At 32.8% G+C, this 17,966-nt stretch carries 18 protein-coding genes; all 18 read right to left on the bottom strand.

Going from position 1 to position 17,966, the window contains the following annotated elements; genetic code table 11:
• Positions 1-19: 19 nt before the first annotated feature.
• The gene (locus U8307_RS08950; protein WP_326907108.1) at positions 20-433 is read right to left on the bottom strand and encodes a very short patch repair endonuclease; all 414 of its coding nucleotides are present in this window, start codon (positions 431-433) and stop codon (positions 20-22) included.
• A 134-nt stretch (positions 434-567) separates the two neighbouring features.
• Positions 568-1,530, bottom strand: a complete 963-nt coding sequence (locus tag U8307_RS08945) for a restriction endonuclease PLD domain-containing protein (protein WP_326907106.1) — start codon at positions 1,528-1,530, stop codon at positions 568-570.
• Positions 1,531-1,538: 8 nt separating this feature from the next.
• Positions 1,539-2,597, bottom strand: a complete 1,059-nt coding sequence (locus U8307_RS08940; RefSeq protein ID WP_326907104.1) for a DNA cytosine methyltransferase — start codon at positions 2,595-2,597, stop codon at positions 1,539-1,541.
• The gene (locus U8307_RS08935; protein WP_326907102.1) at positions 2,594-2,944 is read right to left on the bottom strand and encodes a helix-turn-helix domain-containing protein; all 351 of its coding nucleotides are present in this window, start codon (positions 2,942-2,944) and stop codon (positions 2,594-2,596) included. Before U8307_RS08935 ends, U8307_RS08940 begins: the two co-directional genes overlap by 4 nt.
• A gap of 211 nt (positions 2,945-3,155) precedes the next feature.
• On the bottom strand, positions 3,156-4,814 hold the full coding sequence (locus U8307_RS08930) for a recombinase family protein (protein WP_326907100.1): 1,659 nt from the start codon (positions 4,812-4,814) through the stop codon (positions 3,156-3,158).
• 2 nt (positions 4,815-4,816) lie between these two features.
• A complete protein-coding gene (locus U8307_RS08925) occupies positions 4,817-5,734 on the bottom strand; it encodes a recombinase family protein (protein WP_326907098.1) in 918 nt (305 codons plus the stop codon).
• An 11-nt stretch (positions 5,735-5,745) separates the two neighbouring features.
• On the bottom strand, positions 5,746-7,335 hold the full coding sequence (locus tag U8307_RS08920) for a recombinase family protein (RefSeq protein WP_326907096.1): 1,590 nt from the start codon (positions 7,333-7,335) through the stop codon (positions 5,746-5,748).
• 77 nt (positions 7,336-7,412) lie between these two features.
• Positions 7,413-7,574: an SHOCT domain-containing protein gene (locus U8307_RS08915; RefSeq protein WP_326907094.1), complete on the bottom strand. Its 162-nt coding sequence runs from the start codon at positions 7,572-7,574 to the stop codon at positions 7,413-7,415.
• Positions 7,575-8,204: 630 nt separating this feature from the next.
• Positions 8,205-8,678: a sigma factor-like helix-turn-helix DNA-binding protein gene (locus U8307_RS08910; RefSeq protein ID WP_326907092.1), complete on the bottom strand. Its 474-nt coding sequence runs from the start codon at positions 8,676-8,678 to the stop codon at positions 8,205-8,207.
• An 868-nt stretch (positions 8,679-9,546) separates the two neighbouring features.
• Positions 9,547-10,653 (bottom strand): PIN/TRAM domain-containing protein, encoded by a 1,107-nt coding sequence (locus U8307_RS08905; RefSeq protein WP_326907091.1) that lies wholly within the window; start codon positions 10,651-10,653, stop codon positions 9,547-9,549.
• Positions 10,654-10,919: 266 nt separating this feature from the next.
• Positions 10,920-11,816, bottom strand: coding sequence for a YegS/Rv2252/BmrU family lipid kinase (locus U8307_RS08900; protein ID WP_326907090.1), 897 nt, complete (start codon positions 11,814-11,816; stop codon positions 10,920-10,922).
• Between the two features lie 21 nt (positions 11,817-11,837).
• Positions 11,838-12,383, bottom strand: coding sequence for an HD domain-containing protein (locus U8307_RS08895; RefSeq protein WP_326907089.1), 546 nt, complete (start codon positions 12,381-12,383; stop codon positions 11,838-11,840).
• A complete protein-coding gene (locus U8307_RS08890) occupies positions 12,328-13,053 on the bottom strand; it encodes a putative ABC transporter permease (protein WP_326907087.1) in 726 nt (241 codons plus the stop codon). Before U8307_RS08890 ends, U8307_RS08895 begins: the two co-directional genes overlap by 56 nt.
• 58 nt (positions 13,054-13,111) lie before the next feature.
• On the bottom strand, positions 13,112-13,891 hold the full coding sequence (locus U8307_RS08885) for a YidC/Oxa1 family membrane protein insertase (protein WP_326907085.1): 780 nt from the start codon (positions 13,889-13,891) through the stop codon (positions 13,112-13,114).
• Positions 13,892-13,910: 19 nt separating this feature from the next.
• The gene (locus U8307_RS08880; RefSeq protein WP_326907083.1) at positions 13,911-14,816 is read right to left on the bottom strand and encodes a DegV family protein; all 906 of its coding nucleotides are present in this window, start codon (positions 14,814-14,816) and stop codon (positions 13,911-13,913) included.
• A 110-nt stretch (positions 14,817-14,926) separates the two neighbouring features.
• A complete protein-coding gene (locus tag U8307_RS08875; RefSeq protein WP_326907082.1) occupies positions 14,927-15,508 on the bottom strand; it encodes a TetR/AcrR family transcriptional regulator in 582 nt (193 codons plus the stop codon).
• Positions 15,509-15,697: 189 nt separating this feature from the next.
• The gene (locus U8307_RS08870) at positions 15,698-16,552 is read right to left on the bottom strand and encodes an LCP family protein (protein WP_326907081.1); all 855 of its coding nucleotides are present in this window, start codon (positions 16,550-16,552) and stop codon (positions 15,698-15,700) included.
• Between the two features lie 239 nt (positions 16,553-16,791).
• Positions 16,792-17,880, bottom strand: coding sequence for a DUF2974 domain-containing protein (locus U8307_RS08865; RefSeq protein WP_326907079.1), 1,089 nt, complete (start codon positions 17,878-17,880; stop codon positions 16,792-16,794).
• Between the last annotated feature and the right edge of the window lie 86 nt (positions 17,881-17,966).

The following is a 17,966-nucleotide window of genomic DNA, read 5'->3' as shown; positions in this document are numbered from 1 at the left end:
ATCTTAAATGTTCTCTGTATTATTCTGTAATTTGCCTGCAAAGTAAATTTAGCCTTTCTTCACTTAACGATTTTTTCAGTTCACATTCCCAAACTATCAGTACTTTCCATCCTAACCTTTCAAGAGCCTCTTTATTTTCTTCGTCTCTTGCCTTATTTCTAAGTATTTTTTTTGTCCAATATTCTTTATTAGATTTAGGCCAGACAAATTTAGGACATCCTTCATGCATATGCCAAAAACAGCCGTTTACAAAAACGACTGTCTTATATTTAGCAAGAACAATATCGGGGCTTCCCGGCAATGTATTTACATTCTTCCTGTAACGGAACCCCTTACTGAACAAATATTTTCTTACTGCTTCTTCCGGCTTACTATTTTTACTTTTAATCTGTGACATATTATAACTTCTGACTTCTTTAGAATGGTTGTCCATACCTTTCCCTACCTGTATTTGAAATATTAGGCTTTAGATTCAACATTATAGATTATGTCTTTAATCAATGAAAATTACAGCTCATATACTATAATTCTATTATATAATTTGAGTACTTTTTAGAATCTAAAAAATTAAACTGAAAAGTCCATATAATAGTGCTCATCATCCAGCTTGTAAAAATCAACATCAGTTCTCCCATATCGCTCCAAATCTGAACGCCAGACATATGCCCCATTTGCAACCCCAATTCTGTTTCTGAAATATTCTCCAATAAGTGAATTGTTCATCGGAGTAGTTATTGCCTTATCATTTTCCTGCTGAACCCGAAGAATTAGCTGTTTATTATCATCCGTAACTACAGAAAAATGCTGTTTCCCCAATGGAAAGAATCCTGAGCGAGCTATCGGAGCAGGAAGTCCAATATAGGCTTGATTGGGTTCCCTTCCCTCACGCTGTCCCCAGTTAAGTCCCGACCTAGTCCCAGTTTCACCATTTCTCGCTAAAAGAGATAATTTTACAGGTTGAATTCCCCTACCTACAAGAGCTTGAGTGTAGCCACCCTCCGAATCTAATACTGGATGTGAAGGTGTAAATATTATATTATCCTCAACTTCGGAATGATTGCAATAAATAGAATCACCTTCAATTTGATTATAATAGTTAAAAGCATTTTCAGGATTGCAGGGAACCATATATTCCCTTCTCCCGGTGCTGAAGCCAGCCTGTGTATAATTAGACGATCCTGTATATGCCTCAATAGGAATATCGCCCTTCAGCCAAATATAAAGTTTGCTATGCACAGGGGCTCCTTCGCATATATACTGGCATTGAAATTTTGAAAAATTTGATCCGTTATGAGAATCTACAAGCTGCTTAAACCCTTCATGTGCATTTATTGTCAATCCGTCATAATTAGTCATACCAACGATTAGCTTTATATCAACAGGATTTATTTTAAGCTCCTTTATTTTCATAATATGCCATGAGGCCATTGTCGGTGTTGCATATCCGGAAAGCACCAGTAATTTCTGTGCTCCCCTAGTTATAGGGTCAATTAATACTTTATCTACAATTTCCGAATTAAACATAGCCATTCACCGTCCTATTCGTTGATGTTTGCAGGCACACTCTCATAATCAATACCAGCAAAGCTATTTAAAATGGCTTCAAATATTATCCTTGCGCCCTCACGAGGAACGGCCATCCCAATCTGCTTACGCACACTTTCTTTAGAACCCATAAACTTAAAAGTATCAGGGAAAGTCTGGAGCCGAGCCCTTTCTCGATTAGTTAAGGCTCTATTTTCTTCCCAATGATAAATATGAGTTCCCCCGCCTCCGCTTCCAGTAACAGTATATGAAGGTTTGTCAGGTTCAAGTCTTTTATAAATTTGACTCATTTTAGCTCCCCGTACATTAAGCTGCAGCTCGGAAGGTATATCTGCTGTGAACGCATTCTGACCAGGTTTAATATGTTTCAGTCTTTCTATAACAGTCTCAGATTGCCTTGTCAATTCATTGTTAAATGCATCTTTAGGAATTGGCGGCTTTTCAATTGCCGTTCTGCATGTATTATCAATTCCTTTATATGGTTCAGGTGAAGGTACCCTAAAAATTGTATTTTCACTTAAATCATTTCTTATTCCAATAATTATTATACGATGTCGCGCTTGAGGAATTCCATATTCCTCAAATTTATATAAATGAGGGGTAACAACATAACCCGCTTCCCTAAGTTCCGATAAAATTTTAGTAAACGCATTACCATCATTAGCATTTCGTAATCCGCCTACATTTTCTGCCAGAAACCAGTCCGGCTTGAAAATTTTAAGTGCTTCAACTCCATATGAATAAAGCGGACCATATACTCCATCCATACCTTTCTGTTCACCTACAATGCTAAAATCATTGCATGGAAATCCAAACGCCAATGCATCTATAGGAGATAATTTGTGCATGTCTAATTTTCTAATATCTTCATGGTATACAGTTTCCGGATTATCATTGCAGATATTATACCTATATGTAGCGCAGGTATCTTTATCATAATCATTTGCCCATTCATGGATAATTGAATATTTACCGTCTGAACTTCGAGCCTCCATCGCGCCATACGCTATGCCTCCCGGTCCGCAGAACAACTCCCCTAATCTATATTTCATAATATGACCTCCCTATTTGCTGACAAATGATTTTTAGCTAAAATATCAATAGCTTGCTGAACAAAATTACGTTCTTCATCGTTTAATACCTCATAGTTTTCAAAAGGCTTCAATTGCGGTAAAACGTCTGTATCATCCAAATATCCTGCCCTCTTATATAAATAAATCAGATCAATTTGATATAATTCTGCCAGCTTCTTTAATACCTCTGGAGAAGGTTCATTTATTTGGTCTAGTTCTATCCTGCTTAAACGGGTGCTTGTTATCCCTGTTTGCTCATATACATCGTTTAAACTTAAAGAAAGCTTAACTCGTTGTCCTCTAAGATACGCACCTACTGAATTCATTATAACACCTCCATGATAGGAGTATACCACATTTGCAGCGATAACGCAACAATATTTTAATTTTGCTGCTTTTTCGCTGCAATATACAGGAAATTATACTTATATGCCAACATTAAAATCCTCAGTATCCTTCGAGGACTTTAATCTTAACATATTCACTTACCATCAGAGCAGTAACTTTCATTACTTCCTTGTTACTGCTCCTATATTTCTAGTCATAATAGTCTACCATATGTTCCATCACTATCCCTGATTCAAATTGTATCTCCAGCCTTTCTCCTTTATTTACCTTGATTGTCTTAATCAACCTTCTTGCCAAGTCTTCGTCAAACTCTTTTATATAAGGCTTTACAGTCTTTAATGTGCTTTCCATTTCATTTAGTTGTTCTCCAAAGCTCTCTGCTTGTTTCTTTTCCTGTACAAGCCTTATTTTTGCCTTTTTCAGCTCATTTATCTCTTCGGATATCCTCTTGTATTCATCATCAAAGTCTTCTGCTAAAGCCCCTTGTTTTGCGTTTTCTTCGATTAAGGACAGCATTTCTCTTTGCAAAGATTCTATTTTTTCGTCATATTCAGTAGGAATATTCTTTGTAGAATAATCTCCGATTACCCTGATGACATTCTCTCTGAATGCCCCTATAAAGTCTCCTTTGTTTTCCACTATATTATTAATGGCTGTCATAATTGAATTATGAAGTGGTTCTTCTTTAAGAGTAGGTGAGTTCTTACAAGTTGCCTTTGCACCATTTTTAAGTCTGTTTTCACATCTCCACACTGCACTTTTCTGCCCATATTTTGACCAGACTTGTCTTCTATAGGGATGTCCGCATTCAGCACATATTAAGATTTCTGTCAGTGCGTATTTTGAACTATACTTACTCTTTTCTTTCTTTAGCTTATTTGATTTCCTTGTGACTGCTGCCTTATTTAGGTTTGCACGTCTGGTTTTTTCTTCCTGTACTTTATAAAATATTTCCTTTGGTATAATGGCCTCATGGTTATCTTCGATATAATATTGAGGTACGATTCCATCATTTTTCACTCTTTTCTTGGTTAGAAAATCTACCGTATAGGTTTTCTGCAGCAGAGCATCTCCCATATACTTTTCATTAGATAACATCTTTTCTATTACTCCAGGATGCCATGTGTCTTTTCCTGTAACCGTCTTGATTTTATCTTCCTCTAAGGCTCTAGTAATCTCTAGAATACTGCTTCCCTCTAAATACATTCTGAAAATTATTCTTACTATCTCTGCTTGTTCAGGTACTATGACTAATTCGCCGCTCTTCTTATCCTTAGTATATCCCATGAATTTCTTATGGTTTACTGCTATAATTCCATTTTCAAATCTTCTTGTTATTCCCCATCTGGTATTTTCACTTATATTCCTGCTTTCTTCTTGTGCCTGACTGCTTAGAATAGTTATTAGCAGTTCTCCTGAACCTTCTAGGGTGTTTACGCCTTCTTTTTCAAATAATATTGCTATGTTCTTTTCTTTTAGCTTTCTTATTGTTTGCAGAGAATCCACTGTATTCCTTGCAAATCTGCTGACGGACTTGGTGATTATCATATCTATTTTTCCTGCCATGCAGTCTTCTATCATCGCATTGAAATCGTCTCTTTTTTTCGTATTAGTTGCTGATATACCATCATCTGCATAGATTCCTGCTAGTTTCCAGCTAGGGTTGCTTTTTATCTTTTCTGTGTAATAGGATATCTGAGCCTCATAACTGCCTTCCTGCTGTTCTAGCTTTGTACTAACTCTGCAATAAGCTGCTACCCGTAAGTGTTTTAATTCTGACCTGATTCCTCTGTTGTAAATTGTATTTGCAGGAATTACTGCTACGTTTTTCTTTGCTGCTACTGCCATCCTTATTCATCCTTTCTTATATTTTCATAATCCTCCTCCATAGTAATTCCATTTATAAATTCAACTATGATTCTTCCATCTCTATAAATTAGGATCTGATTTGCTATCTTTATAAATAGTTCCTCTTCAAATTCTTCGAGGCATTTTTTATCCATAAGTTCCTCTTTGATTTTTTGTGTATTACAATCATAGTCATCTGCTTTAGAATTATTGTAATAGGCTTGTGCTCTTTTAAAAACTAATCTTGCCAGTTCCTTTGAGGAATACTGCTCTTCTTCCTCCAGTTCTTTGACTCTTTCTTCAATATTTCTAATTTCCATATTTATCTTTGGAGGTTCTTTTTTCTTTTCTTTATCTAACATCCACATTCTTGATAGGAGTTTATTAGTTGCTGATATAAATATGTTTTCTATTTCTTCACTTGTTAAAAATAGATTTCTGCAGCATACTTTATTCCGATGAATATACTTCTTACATTTCCAATTTCTTATCTCTGATGCCTTGCCGACATTCTCAATGTATTCTCGGTAAACTTCACCACATTCTCCGCATTTCAATTTATTGCTGAATATTCTCTGATTTCTCATGCTGTTTAGTTGTGGATCTCTGCCAAGCTTTGTTGCCACAGTGTTTCTTCGTTTCTGTACTAATTCAAAGATCTTCTCGTCTATAATCTGAGGGTGTATAGTATCCCCCAAGTATTTAGTGTTCTCTAATATTCTCCCTACGGATCCGTGATTCCAACTAGGTTTGTTGTTTGCATTGAGAAACCCTTCAGCTGTAAGCTTCTGTGCTATTTTATGAGTAGATGATTCATTTAAATAATTTTTAAAAATTTTCTTTACCATTTCTGCTTTTTTATTATCCAAGACTATTTTTCCATCTATCATCCTGTAGCCTATTGGTATATGTCTTCGCATTCATGCTCACCTCACTTTCCTCCATACTCTGTCAGCTCTAATGTATTAATAAGCCTGAAAGTAATCTCAAAACCTTTTCCAATGATGACTTTGTCAACTGCTTGGACAAATAAATTTTCATCGTAGTATTCCATAATCTCCTGATTGCATCCAATAATATCAAGTAATCGCAGCGTTCCTTCTATCTCCTTCTCAAAACCGTTATTATCCAGCATCTGGTTTCTTTTCTTCTTAATTTCTTTAATTTCTATAGTCAGTGCATTTTGCCTTTCTATAAAAACAGCAGAGTCAATATACCCTTTCGATACTACTCTACTTAGGATTTGACTCTGCTCTGTTAGTTCCATTATTTTATTGTTCAGTTCTTTTATTTCCTTCTCCTGCTCTTCATTAGTTCTTAAGTTCTTTAAAGATTCAAGCAGCAGATACAGAATATCTGTGCAATTTGTAACTAGTTTATTCCACATAGTGAGGAAGGCTTCTTTTACAACCTCATCCCTTATGGCTTTCATGCTGCATTTTTCTATATCTCTTATATGTTGAATACAGCACCACTGGACTCTTTCATTTGCTTTTCCTATATAAATCTTTTGTCTTCGGAAGGTACCTCCGCATTCACTGCAGATAATTTTACTGCTGAAGTCATATCTATTCTGATATTTGCTTTTATCATCAGCTTCAATCTGACCTCCTCTGTACTCAAATATCTCACGTACAGTCTGTCCCTCTATCCTAGTAATGATGGGCTCATGATTATTCATAATAAAATACTGAGGTAATTCCCCTTTATTAGTCTTTTGTTTAAAAGGAATCGCCTCAGTTCTATATGTCTTTTGTAATAATAAATCTCCTTCGTAAACAGAATTCTGTAATATTACTTTAACTACACTCTCCTGCCACTCCTCTGCATATCTTATAGTTGGTATATTATCTTTATTTAATCTCTTAGCAATTATATAACAGCCTTTACCACTTAAATATTCATTGAAAATTCTTCTGATAATTTTAGCTTCATCTTCTTTAATAATCAGCTGCCCATTTTCATCATTCATATATCCATAGGCAGGAGTGCTTATCTTAAAGTTTCCATCTTCAAACTGCTTTCTAAATCCCCACTTTGTATTAGCAGAAATATTTTCTGATTCAGTTTGTGCAATGGAGCTTAATATGGTAAGCATCTGCTCGCTTTTTTCTGATAAGGTATTGATGTTTTCCTTTTCAAAGTATACTCCTATTCCCAGCAACTTTAATTTTCTTATTGCCTTTATGCTGTCTACTGTATTTCTGGCGAATCTAGTGACTGATTTAGTTATAATTATATCAATTTTGCCTTCTTCACAGTCCTTGAGCATACGTAAAAAATCATCTCTCTTTTTAACCTGAGTCCCGCTTTTGGCTTCATCAGAGTAGATTCCTGCATATTCCCAGTCATCTCTTTTACCTATAAATTTCTTATAATACTCTACCTGATAGTAAAAGGAATCCTGCTGCTCTATTGAATCGGTACTGACTCTTGCATAAGCACATACTCTTTTTTTAGGCTGTAATTCCAGCATGACTTTCTGGTGTATAGGCTCTATTTTTCTAACTTTCTTTGCCATGGTCAACCTCCTTTCTCTCATATTACTGCTTCTTAGCAAGATACACTACCACAGAAAATCATATATAGCTATTGTTATTAGACATATACTTCAGAAAGTTCCGGAGAAAAGGTCTGACGGTTCAATTCATCAATTTTTATGTATTCTTCCTCCGTTATAACTCCTCTGTTAAGCAGTATATTTAATAGCTTCAAAGACATTTTATATTCTACTTCCATAGATGATTGCTCCTTTGTCATATTAATTCCTCCATTCTATGTAATTTTTATTTTATTCTTTATATCTCTTTTTTCTTCTTAATATCACAAAAATAGGGACCATCATATTTGTAAAATAAAATATTTAAGTTTTTGCTATAAAAAAGTAATCCCCATTGCTTCTAACATTAAAAATTATAAAATTTATTAAGTTGTGTTGTACTTAGACACTACTATCCCCAACACACAAAGCCCAATAAAAGGCTTATAGGGCGATTTCATAAACTGCAATTGGTTATATTGCATCATAGGAATTTCACCTCCACCGGGATCTCCGCTGGCTGCCCCCATTGCGATGTCTGTGGCTGGGCAGAAGTATCATTATAGGCTGATAAGGTTATGGCGAACAATCTACCATGGATTGTTTTATGGAGCAGATGGGTACCGCTCTGCACCTTAGAAGGCCGACTTTTATATAAGAGAAAAATATCTGCTTATACAGGTGGTCTTGGCGCATCTTCCATTGTCGCTTTTCCATTTCTGGCTTATCAGCTAAGGTATTTATGAAATCGGATATTAATTTTTCAAAGTCCAAAATTAGAGAAGAAAAAAGATCCCCTCACTGTGTAGGCAGTGAGAAGACCTTTTTGACAACCATTTTTTAAAAAAATGTTATTTTTCTTTTAAAATCCTTCTAATTTTAATTAATCTCTTGGATACTGCATTTTGTGAACAATGCATTTTCCTTGCAATTTCACGCTGTGTATATCCTTCTATAGCCAATAAAGTTAAAAGCTCTAATTCATCATCACTTAACCTTTTTAACTTTTTAGAAAGTACATCATCAGATATAGTATCTATCCATGCGTATCTGCCTGATAGTTCCGTTTCATCAAAACTTGCAGATAAGGATGTAAACTTCCGAAACAAAACAGAACGTGTTTCAGCCTTCTGATCATCTATTTCTTCTTCCGGCAGGGCTTGTACACGATTTTCGTAATTTCTTCTTGCACGAAACCAGCTCCAGTCAAAATCATATAACTCCTGTATTGCCTCTTCACTTATGCCTTCCGTGATATATTGTTCACGTAGTTTCTCCCATTCTCTATCAAAAATAAATTTTTCTTTACTATAATTAAAACCCATCTTATTTCCTCCGTTTTCTGATTTTTGAATTTGAAAAAATCAGAAACAGAGGGGGAGAACGGCAGCCAAATGAGTATTTTAGAAGTTGAAGAAGATAAAGCTTGTCCATCTTAAAAAAATGTAGAAGTATGTAAAATGTTTTTAGGATTATCGGTCGTAAAAACAGGTATTTTGTCAATAAAAAAACCGCAACTTGCTTATTGCAAATTGCGGTTTTTGGGGGTATTTGATAAATATTAAATTGTGAGATAGCTTGTAATCGTAATTTATTCAATACAATTAAGATATATGTACCTCTATATAAAACTACTATTTCAACATCTCTAATATGATTTCGCTTTTCATTTATGATCACCAACTTACTTAAAGTTCGAACAAACCATAATAACGGCTTACTTCTATCACTGTTATGATCGGGGTACTCAGTTCAATTTTTATCCAGTATTAAAATGAACCTTCAAATAGGTAATAAATTTGCAACTGATAGTTATAACCTGCCACTTAAATACCAGTTACAGACAGATCCCCATCCACCTCAAATTATGATTGTTTTTATCACTATTGGTGGTGTAAATAATACCTTCCGGATAACGATTCCATTAAAGAAATTTTCTACCTTAAAATTAGTCATCACCTTTATATATTTATTATAATTTTTATATATCTATTTTTTCTCTATCATCAAACGCTTCTATCTTCCTTAATAAATGATTCAATAATTCTTCTCAATCATATTTATCAAGACATATAAAGGTGATATATGATTTTTAAAATCATGCTTTATTGTTATAGCTGTTTCGGATAGCCTATGTCTTAGCTATTATTTTTACATTGACTCTTATATAAATTGATATGAGATTTACAAGTCTTACACAGCTTTCTCAATTATCATTTTCGGCTTAGCAAATATAATTTTCCCCGCTGTGGTTTGTAAAGCTGATGTTACTACCACATCTATTGTTTCACCAATATATTTTCTGCCTAATTCTACTACTATCATAGTTCCATCATCCAAATATGCTAATCCTTGATCACGTTCCTTTCCATCTTTCATTACGAATGCAGTAATTCCTTCTCCTGGTAATACAACTGGTTTTATAGCATTAGATAACTCATTTATATTTAGAACCTCTATTCCCTGAACTTCTGCAACTTTACTCAGGTTATAATCATTTGTAACTATCTTTCCATTTAGTAATTGAGTTAACCTTAATAATTTTGAATCTACTTCTCCTATATCTTCAAACTTTTCCTCGTTAATTATTATTTCTACTCCTAATTCTTTTTGAATTTTATTGAGTATATCCAATCCTCTTCTACCTTTATCTCTTCTTAAATCATCTGAAGAGTCTGCTATGTTTTGTAGCTCCACTAAAACAAATTTTGAGATTATAAAAGGTCCTTCTAGAAATCCTGCTTTACAAATATCAGCTATTCTTCCATCGATAATAACACTAGTGTCTAATATCTTAGGGCAGGAATTGTTACTAAATACTTGAAATTTATCTTTATTGGATTTTATATTTAAAGTTACATTGCTCACTGCAGTAAAAATCTCTTCCTTTTTCCTAGTGAAAATCAATATCCCAAAATAGCCTAATAGTCCATTCAAAATTACCCGAATTATAAATCCTAAATATGGAAGTTCTACGATATCCAAAGGCTTACTAAATAGATTTGCAATTAAAAGACCTATTATTAATCCCATGGTGCCTAAAACAGTTTCATGAAAAGGGACTTTTTGTAATTCATTTTCTATTATTTGAATTAGTCTTTTCCACAATCCTATTATCTTATAAGAAAACAAATAAAATATAATTCCAATTAAAAAAGGAAAGCCTATTTTGATAGATAACTCTACCCAGCTAATATTAGATATTTTTATCAAGTTTAAGGCTCCTGAAATGTTTATCATACTAAATCCTAGTATAATTCCAGCAACCCCCACTATAAATCTCATCATTTTTCGAAACATCTTATCACCTCGTAGAATTACAGATGAAATATACCTTAAAGTACCAAGCGAGAATATTAACTCAACTGTTTAAGGCATATCTGCTCATTTATAATCAGGTTATTCCTGGAAATTAACCCTTGTGCTGTTAAAAATGTATTATTATTTATAATTCAATATAATACTAATCTTTCTAGAAAACTTCTTGTTGTCCAAAATATTGTAGTTGGTATTATATAATTCAAAATTTATTGTAATATTTAGGATTTTGAACTGTATATTCTATTCTATAGATTATCTTCATTTACCCCCAAAACGGTTATCGCTTCATGCAAGCAAGTAATCCTTAAGGGAAAATCCGGTCCCTTTTCTCCATCGGTATCACTTGTAAGGGTCTTTAGCGGGGAATCTACATAAAGTTCATCAGTCTGAAAATGCAGTAGCCCCACAGGTTCTTCCAAGTGCTCACCTTTCATAAATTTAATCAGCAATGCAGCTGAATCAACTCCTAATTCTCCCTTCAAAATAATAGCATCTAATTTACCGTCATTTCCTTTTGCACTATATGCTAATTTAAAATTTCCGGCAGTTCTTCCATTAAAAACTAGTATTGTATAGATATCTCCCTGATAATCCATATCATTAGAAATAATCTTTATAGGTATCGGTTTTAATTTTGGTATCTGTTCAATTCCTTTAAGATAATAAGCAATTTTGCCCATAGAATTTTTGATGTTGTCATTTGCATCTTGTGATACATTTGTAAAAAATCCACTGCTTGCTACATTTACGAAGTATCTGTCATTGATTTTTCCTAAATCCATCCTAACAGGGTCATTTGAAAGTATCTGTTTGCATGAATCCACAATATCTTTAGGCATTCCAATATAATTGCTGTAATCGTTAACTGTTCCAGTTGGAAGGATACCTATTGGCAAGTCAATTTTAAGCTTCATCATCTGATTTACCATTACGTTGACAGTTCCATCTCCACCGGCAATTAGTATGTGGGAATAATCATCACTAATATCCTCAAATGTTCTTTTAAGGTTTGCTGTTTCATCTATCCTTGAAGGGTTAATTATATATCCACTCTTCTGATAAATCTTTATTATGTCATCCAACCTTTTTTGCACTACACCTCTTCCAGCACTAGGATTATATATAAATTTTACTTTTTTCATCTTTATCTTGTAAGTCTCCTTTTATTCCCTTTTCTTGCCTAATTGTCTTGAATAAGAAATATCATATACCTTAATAATGTTTCTTCTGTTATGGAATTTAATTATTTCCATTATGGAGCAATATTTATCTACTAATAATACGATATAGGATTCCTTATATTTAGGTAATTTTATAGTTAAAGGCCACATATGTTTTTCTATGATATCCATTTCTATTTCATTTAAAGTAAATCTCTCCTTAGCATTATTTAAAGCAATCCGTGGATGAACTAATCCATGTAGTCCATTTTCCGGTTTTGTATTATGCCAATCATATAAGAAAAAATCATGAAGCAAGCCCCCTCTAGCTGCTGATTTATAATCAAATCCTAAATATCTACATATCAAATAACTTATATGTGACACATTAACGCTGTGTTCAAAACAGCTTATATCACTATGCTGTATATGTTTATTCATAGATAGAACAGCTTCATCTCGGATTAAATCGCAAATGCATTTTTTATATTCATCATAAACTCTGAAATCTTGTTTTAATTTCAATTTTGATTTTGTCAATCCTGTCATTCAATATCTTCCTTACATCCCGATTTATTATCCCTGCGTTTAACATAAGTAGGCGAGGGAACGCTAGAAAATACCTCTCATATTTTAATATTTTTATATAATATTTATGAATTGATAAACTTGAGTGATTAATAATCGTTTTTCTTAAATCCAAAATATCAGATACTGATTTCATAGTATCAACTAAAAAATATAATAAAATAATTGGTATATATACCTTAATCTTTTCAGGCATTAAAAAAACTAAATTATCTACTATAGGATGAACAATCTGCATCAAAAGAAATGCTAAGATTCCCCATAGAAGTGAAAACTTCAAGCAGACATATCCTTTAATATTCATAGCATCACCGCTATAGTCCCACCATTTTAAGTTGAAAATTTTTTCTAAAATATAGCCTGTAATAAATTCAACTATGGTAGTTATAATTATCGAAAACAATATTATGATTATAGATTCTGCAAAGTAATTTAGATTTGCTGTACTTATTAATTTCGATCCTTGTATAACTAAGATGGCACCAAATCCGTAAATTGGACAAAATGGTCCGTTTAAAAACCCTCTGTTAACGAACTCTTTATTGATCTTGCTTGCATATATTGTTTCCATTGTCCACCCTATAAAAGAATATATAGTAAAAAATAATATTAAATTTAAAAAATTATTCATAAATTCATGCTCCCCATTGTTTTATATATAAGCTTCAAACTAAATATCTACCATTCAACTATAAGCCAGATATTATACCTGCAATTCTCTTTTTCAACTTTGAATCCAAACTTGAATTTTTCTTATTAATGAATTTATTTATTAAAAATTGCTGAACTATTTGGAACGCATTGCTAACAATCCAATAAAGACCCAGCCCTGCTGGTACAGTAAAAGTGATGATTCCTGTCATAATTGGTGATATTAAAGCCATGGTGCTCATCATAGAGCTTTGCATCTGATCTGTATTATTTCCAGATGTCTGTTTCGTTGAATATTTGGTTGCAATATAACTTGTAATTACTGCAGCTATTGGAACTATAAGTAAGATTAAATTTTCATTGCTAATATTAGCTCCAAATAACTTGTCATAACTCCAGGTAGGCGTTGCTGCCAGATTAATTCCAAAAAAGTTCATATTTAATAACTCATTTTTATCTAACATCATATATTTCATCGGATTTGAAACAACATGGTACATTGAAAACAAAATTGGCATCTGTATAAAAACAGACATTATTGAAGTAAATGGATTTACCCCTTGTGATTTATATAACTTCATAGTTTCTTGGCTTAACTTTTCAGCATTGTCTTTATATTTCTCTTGTATTTTCTTCAATTCAGGTTGTATATTGTTGAGTTTAGAACTAGAATTTTGCTGCCCTATTACTAGAGGCATCAGAATTAGCTTTATTATTAAGGTCACTATAATTATTGCTGCTCCATAATTTTGAAATGCAAGACTGTTATATACCAGATTTAACATGTATCCAATTGGATATGCAACAAAATCAAACACTTTAATCCCTTCCTTTCAACTACTCTGCAGTCCCTAGAAATGCGACACTTAATATTCCTGCTCCAGTATGTGTTCCGATTACCGGTCCTGTATAATTTATAATTACATCCTTCACTTCAATTTTATCAGTAATCAAGCTTTTCAAATATTCCGCATCTTCTATGCAATCTCCATGATTTATAAAGATAATTTGCTCTTTTGAATTTACTATATTTGCTTTAAGCTGCTCAAACAATTCTATTAAAGCTCTTTTTCGTCCTCTTACCCTTTGGGTTGGGACTAATTTCCCGAATTTATCAATCCTTAAAACAGGCTTAACATTCAATAAAGTGCCTAAGTTAGCAGTAGTTTGTGAAATCCTGCCACCCCTCTTTAACTGTTCTAGGTCATCAACAGTAAACCATACATTCACTTTTAGTGAGTTCTCTTCGATCCAATTAATAACTTCATTCTTTGTGCTTCCGCCCTTTAGCATTTCCGCAGCATAATATACCAGTAGTCCTTGCCCCGAAGTAGCACTTTTAGTGTCAATTATTGTTATATCAGCTTCTTTATCTTCATCCATAATTTCTTGACGAGCAAGAATTGCATTATCTAATGTATTGCTCAAACCTGATGAAAATCCAATATAAATTATTGGGTATCCCTTTGAAGCATAGATATTAAAGTATCTTTTAAAATCATAGGGTGAAATCTGGGAAGTAGTCGCAATTCCATCACCTCGAATCTCATCATAAAATTCACTATAAGTCATATACTCTGTTAAGTCATTTGGGTCTTTTTCAATTAAGTAATTATATGATGGAATCAAAGGCATCTTATCGCCTTTTAAATAAAATCTAATAGGGATAACTGCAATTTTATTGTCGGTTAAATAATCTCCATTGAGATCACAATTAGAATCTGTAATAATTATCGGTTTCATTTTAATCTCCCCACTAATTTAATATTCCAAGTAATAAATCGTACGTCTGTATTATTGTTTTTAAAAAAATAATTAGTTTTTTTATCCAGATTATTCTAATATTCATTATGTTAATCAAATACTAATTCAATTGAATTTAAAGTTTTTAATAGTTCCTTTTCGTCAGAATCTATCATAACTTGAATTGCAATACCAAAGATTGCCCCAAAAATCATTCTTGCTAAAGATCTTGAGTTATAGTTTCTTAATTTACTTTTTAATGTCAATGAATTCAATATATGTTTATCTATTATATCTGCCATATCCTTAAACATTTCAGAAAGCATATTGCTGAATCTAGTTGACCAAAGTGCCATACTAGTTAAGTCATACAGCAATTTAAATAACTTTGGTTCTTTTTCTAATACTTCAATGAAATACATAATAAGATCTGATATCTTTTCTTTTGGATTAACATCTATTCTTAAACGCTCTTCTACCTCCTTCAGGTATTTTTGCACCATCATTTTTACGACTTCTACAAATAAACCTTCTTTATTATTAAAATAATAGTTAATTTGACTTAGAGCGACACCTGCTTCACTTGCTATATCACGTAAAGACACATTTGCATATCCGTTTGTTGAAATACATTCAAACGCAGAAATTAATATTTTTTGGGATTGATTTGTTTTTTCCATTTCATCTTGCATTGTATTTCTCCTTAACATATTAATACATACGTCCGATTTATAATTATTGTATTATTTTTTAACAGATATGTCAATACATATACTTAAATTTTATTTATTCTCTTTTACCTATTTATTATTTCTTGTGTTAAAGATATCTGTAAAATTAGAATCTTTCTAGTTACTTTTATATAATACAATTATAATTTATTATCTATATAGCCTATTTACTACTTCCTTGGTCTCCTCTTCATCATGTAGATAATATGATACATTTCCAATATATCTTCCTTCTCCCGGTAAAACTTCAGAAACTATATTATCAGTATCTAAGTTATTAGCTAATCTAATTCCTTTAAATATCGCTTGCATATTAAGATTTGTTTCAATATTTTCAAAATATGTCTTTGCAATGGAAGGCATTTTTATCATCAAATTGTCGGAATTTAATGTTTGTTTTATCATCTCAGTTAAAAAATACTGCTGTGCCTTTATTCTACCCAAGTCTCCTTCAGGATACTGCACCGTCTGCAAGTTGTTTTTTCTCCATCTCAAAAAATCGTGGGCATTCTTACCATCTAATACTCTGAGACCTTCTTCAATATAAATATCCAGAGGTGGTACTGCTACAGGATCCTTATATTCCATTAAGAAAGGAACCTCTATCTCCACACCTCCTATAATGTCTACTACATCCATTACAACTTTGTAGTCAACTTTTACATAATACTCTATGTCTAGCCCTAATAAATCATTCACTGTTTCCATTGTCAATTCCATTCCATTAATTGCATGAGCTGAGTTGATTTTTTGTGTTTTATTGTTAATAGTAATCTTTGTATCTCTAGGAATTGATAATAAGCTAATTTCTCCTGTATCAAAATCTGTTTTTATAATAATAATAGCATCTGTTCTAGTACCTGACTCTTCAATATCTGCCGAATCCACTCCGCAAAGTAAAAATATAAGATTATCACTATCGACAGATTCAATTTCTGTACTATCTTTATATGTGGTGATTGAGTTTGTTCTTTCTTGATTTTTATCAGAATCTATAAAATCCAAGTCCTGGACTCCTTTATATAATAAAGCAAAAATTATTGCGAACAAAACAAAAGTTAATATAAACTTATTCTTCATAATATCTCCCTTAATGAGCGCATAAACATATTTTTTAACTTGTTATCCCATGAAATTTATTTGCATCTTCTATAATGCCTTTTAAGAACTTCCTGCAGATAAAATAAATACAATAAATCAGCTGCAAGTCAATACTCATCCTTATATAACTTTATAGGGTCTGATTATTTTAGGGGAATACGGAGATTTTTCACATATAAGGCAAAAAGTGACTTTAATGTCTCAAAAACAAAACGCTTTGTTTCTGTGTCTATTCCCTTAACGGCAGCCAAGGCTAAATTTGAATTCTTATACCAGTCCTCAGTTAGATCACTAAAATTCACTACACCAATTGAATCAATTACACTATAAAGTGTAGTTACAAATAGTTCTCGTTTTTCATCATCCAAGGTTGAAAGCCATTGATTTATGACTATATTAATATGCTCTGCACCGTCAGTGATACTTTGTGCATATTTGAAGTCATCTTTATTTACTAACCAAGAGAAGGGATCATGCTGCATAATCCAAAATTGTTTGCTTTCTACTACAGTATAATCCTCTTGATGATGGAGAAGCATCCCGACCAAGGAGGACTGTGGCAAGGTTTTGTGTATTTTTGCTTTTATCCGCCCATATTTTTCACTTGTAAATATTTCGTCTTTAAAACCTGGACCATCATGACTATACACCTTTAATATCCGTGATTGAATTGAGGGATGACACTCCATAGCAGAATAGACTGCAATATTTCCTCCCTTAGAATGTCCGCCTATCATCAGCATATGTGGAAATTTCTCTGCAACAGAATTCAAATATAAAACTCCTTCCTGCTGTGCAGGTATGGGGGAAATAAAAGCCATATTAAAGTCTTCCTTCCATCCAACGAAACTTGAATCAGTACCTCGATAGGCAATATAGGCATTTTTATCATCAATAAGATAAGTGACAGCGGCAAATTGTTTCTGTTCAGTTATATTCAGGCTGTCAGAATAGCAACACATACGAATATTCCTAAAACGTGGACTCATACCAAGCGCAAGCAAAAGTCTGTAATTGTTTTTTGGGTCACGCACATTATGCAGCATCTTGGGGATATTTTCAGCTTTCAATAATTCTGCAATAGGCATGGGTTCTCCTTGGTCTTGGATACCTGGTATCACATTGCTAAAATAGACATAGGCAAACTGTGATAGAATTAAGCTATCCACCTGATTAAACTGAGCATTTTTAAAACTATCCATCTTTGATTCTGTATAATCTACTATATTCATATACTACCTCACGCATATATTTGGTTTAATCTTACTGAAAATTATCATACTATTTTATGTCTGAAGACTTTCAATATTTCTATATT

The organism is Sedimentibacter sp. MB31-C6 (assembly GCF_035934735.1).
Classification (GTDB): Bacteria; Bacillota; Clostridia; order Tissierellales; family Sedimentibacteraceae; genus Sedimentibacter.
The sequence above is the reverse complement of the archived record's forward strand: the minus strand, read 5'-3'. Positions and strand labels throughout refer to the sequence as shown.

Bases quoted from the DNA above. Each gene is read 5' to 3' on its own strand.
- U8307_RS08950 (WP_326907108.1), bottom strand. From the start codon at position 433: ATGGACAACCATTCTAAAGAAGTCAGAAGTTATAATATGTCACAGATT.
- U8307_RS08945 (WP_326907106.1), bottom strand. From the start codon at position 1,530: ATGGCTATGTTTAATTCGGAAATTGTAGATAAAGTATTAATTGACCCT.
- U8307_RS08940 (WP_326907104.1), bottom strand. From the start codon at position 2,597: ATGAAATATAGATTAGGGGAGTTGTTCTGCGGACCGGGAGGCATAGCG.
- U8307_RS08935 (WP_326907102.1), bottom strand. From the start codon at position 2,944: ATGAATTCAGTAGGTGCGTATCTTAGAGGACAACGAGTTAAGCTTTCT.
- U8307_RS08930 (WP_326907100.1), bottom strand. From the start codon at position 4,814: ATGGCAGTAGCAGCAAAGAAAAACGTAGCAGTAATTCCTGCAAATACA.
- U8307_RS08925 (WP_326907098.1), bottom strand. From the start codon at position 5,734: ATGCGAAGACATATACCAATAGGCTACAGGATGATAGATGGAAAAATA.
- U8307_RS08920 (WP_326907096.1), bottom strand. From the start codon at position 7,335: ATGGCAAAGAAAGTTAGAAAAATAGAGCCTATACACCAGAAAGTCATG.
- U8307_RS08915 (WP_326907094.1), bottom strand. From the start codon at position 7,574: ATGACAAAGGAGCAATCATCTATGGAAGTAGAATATAAAATGTCTTTG.
- U8307_RS08910 (WP_326907092.1), bottom strand. From the start codon at position 8,678: ATGGGTTTTAATTATAGTAAAGAAAAATTTATTTTTGATAGAGAATGG.
- U8307_RS08905 (WP_326907091.1), bottom strand. From the start codon at position 10,653: ATGTTTCGAAAAATGATGAGATTTATAGTGGGGGTTGCTGGAATTATA.
- U8307_RS08900 (WP_326907090.1), bottom strand. From the start codon at position 11,816: ATGAAAAAAGTAAAATTTATATATAATCCTAGTGCTGGAAGAGGTGTA.
- U8307_RS08895 (WP_326907089.1), bottom strand. From the start codon at position 12,383: ATGACAGGATTGACAAAATCAAAATTGAAATTAAAACAAGATTTCAGA.
- U8307_RS08890 (WP_326907087.1), bottom strand. From the start codon at position 13,053: ATGAATAATTTTTTAAATTTAATATTATTTTTTACTATATATTCTTTT.
- U8307_RS08880 (WP_326907083.1), bottom strand. From the start codon at position 14,816: ATGAAACCGATAATTATTACAGATTCTAATTGTGATCTCAATGGAGAT.
- U8307_RS08875 (WP_326907082.1), bottom strand. From the start codon at position 15,508: ATGCAAGATGAAATGGAAAAAACAAATCAATCCCAAAAAATATTAATT.
- U8307_RS08865 (WP_326907079.1), bottom strand. From the start codon at position 17,880: ATGAATATAGTAGATTATACAGAATCAAAGATGGATAGTTTTAAAAAT.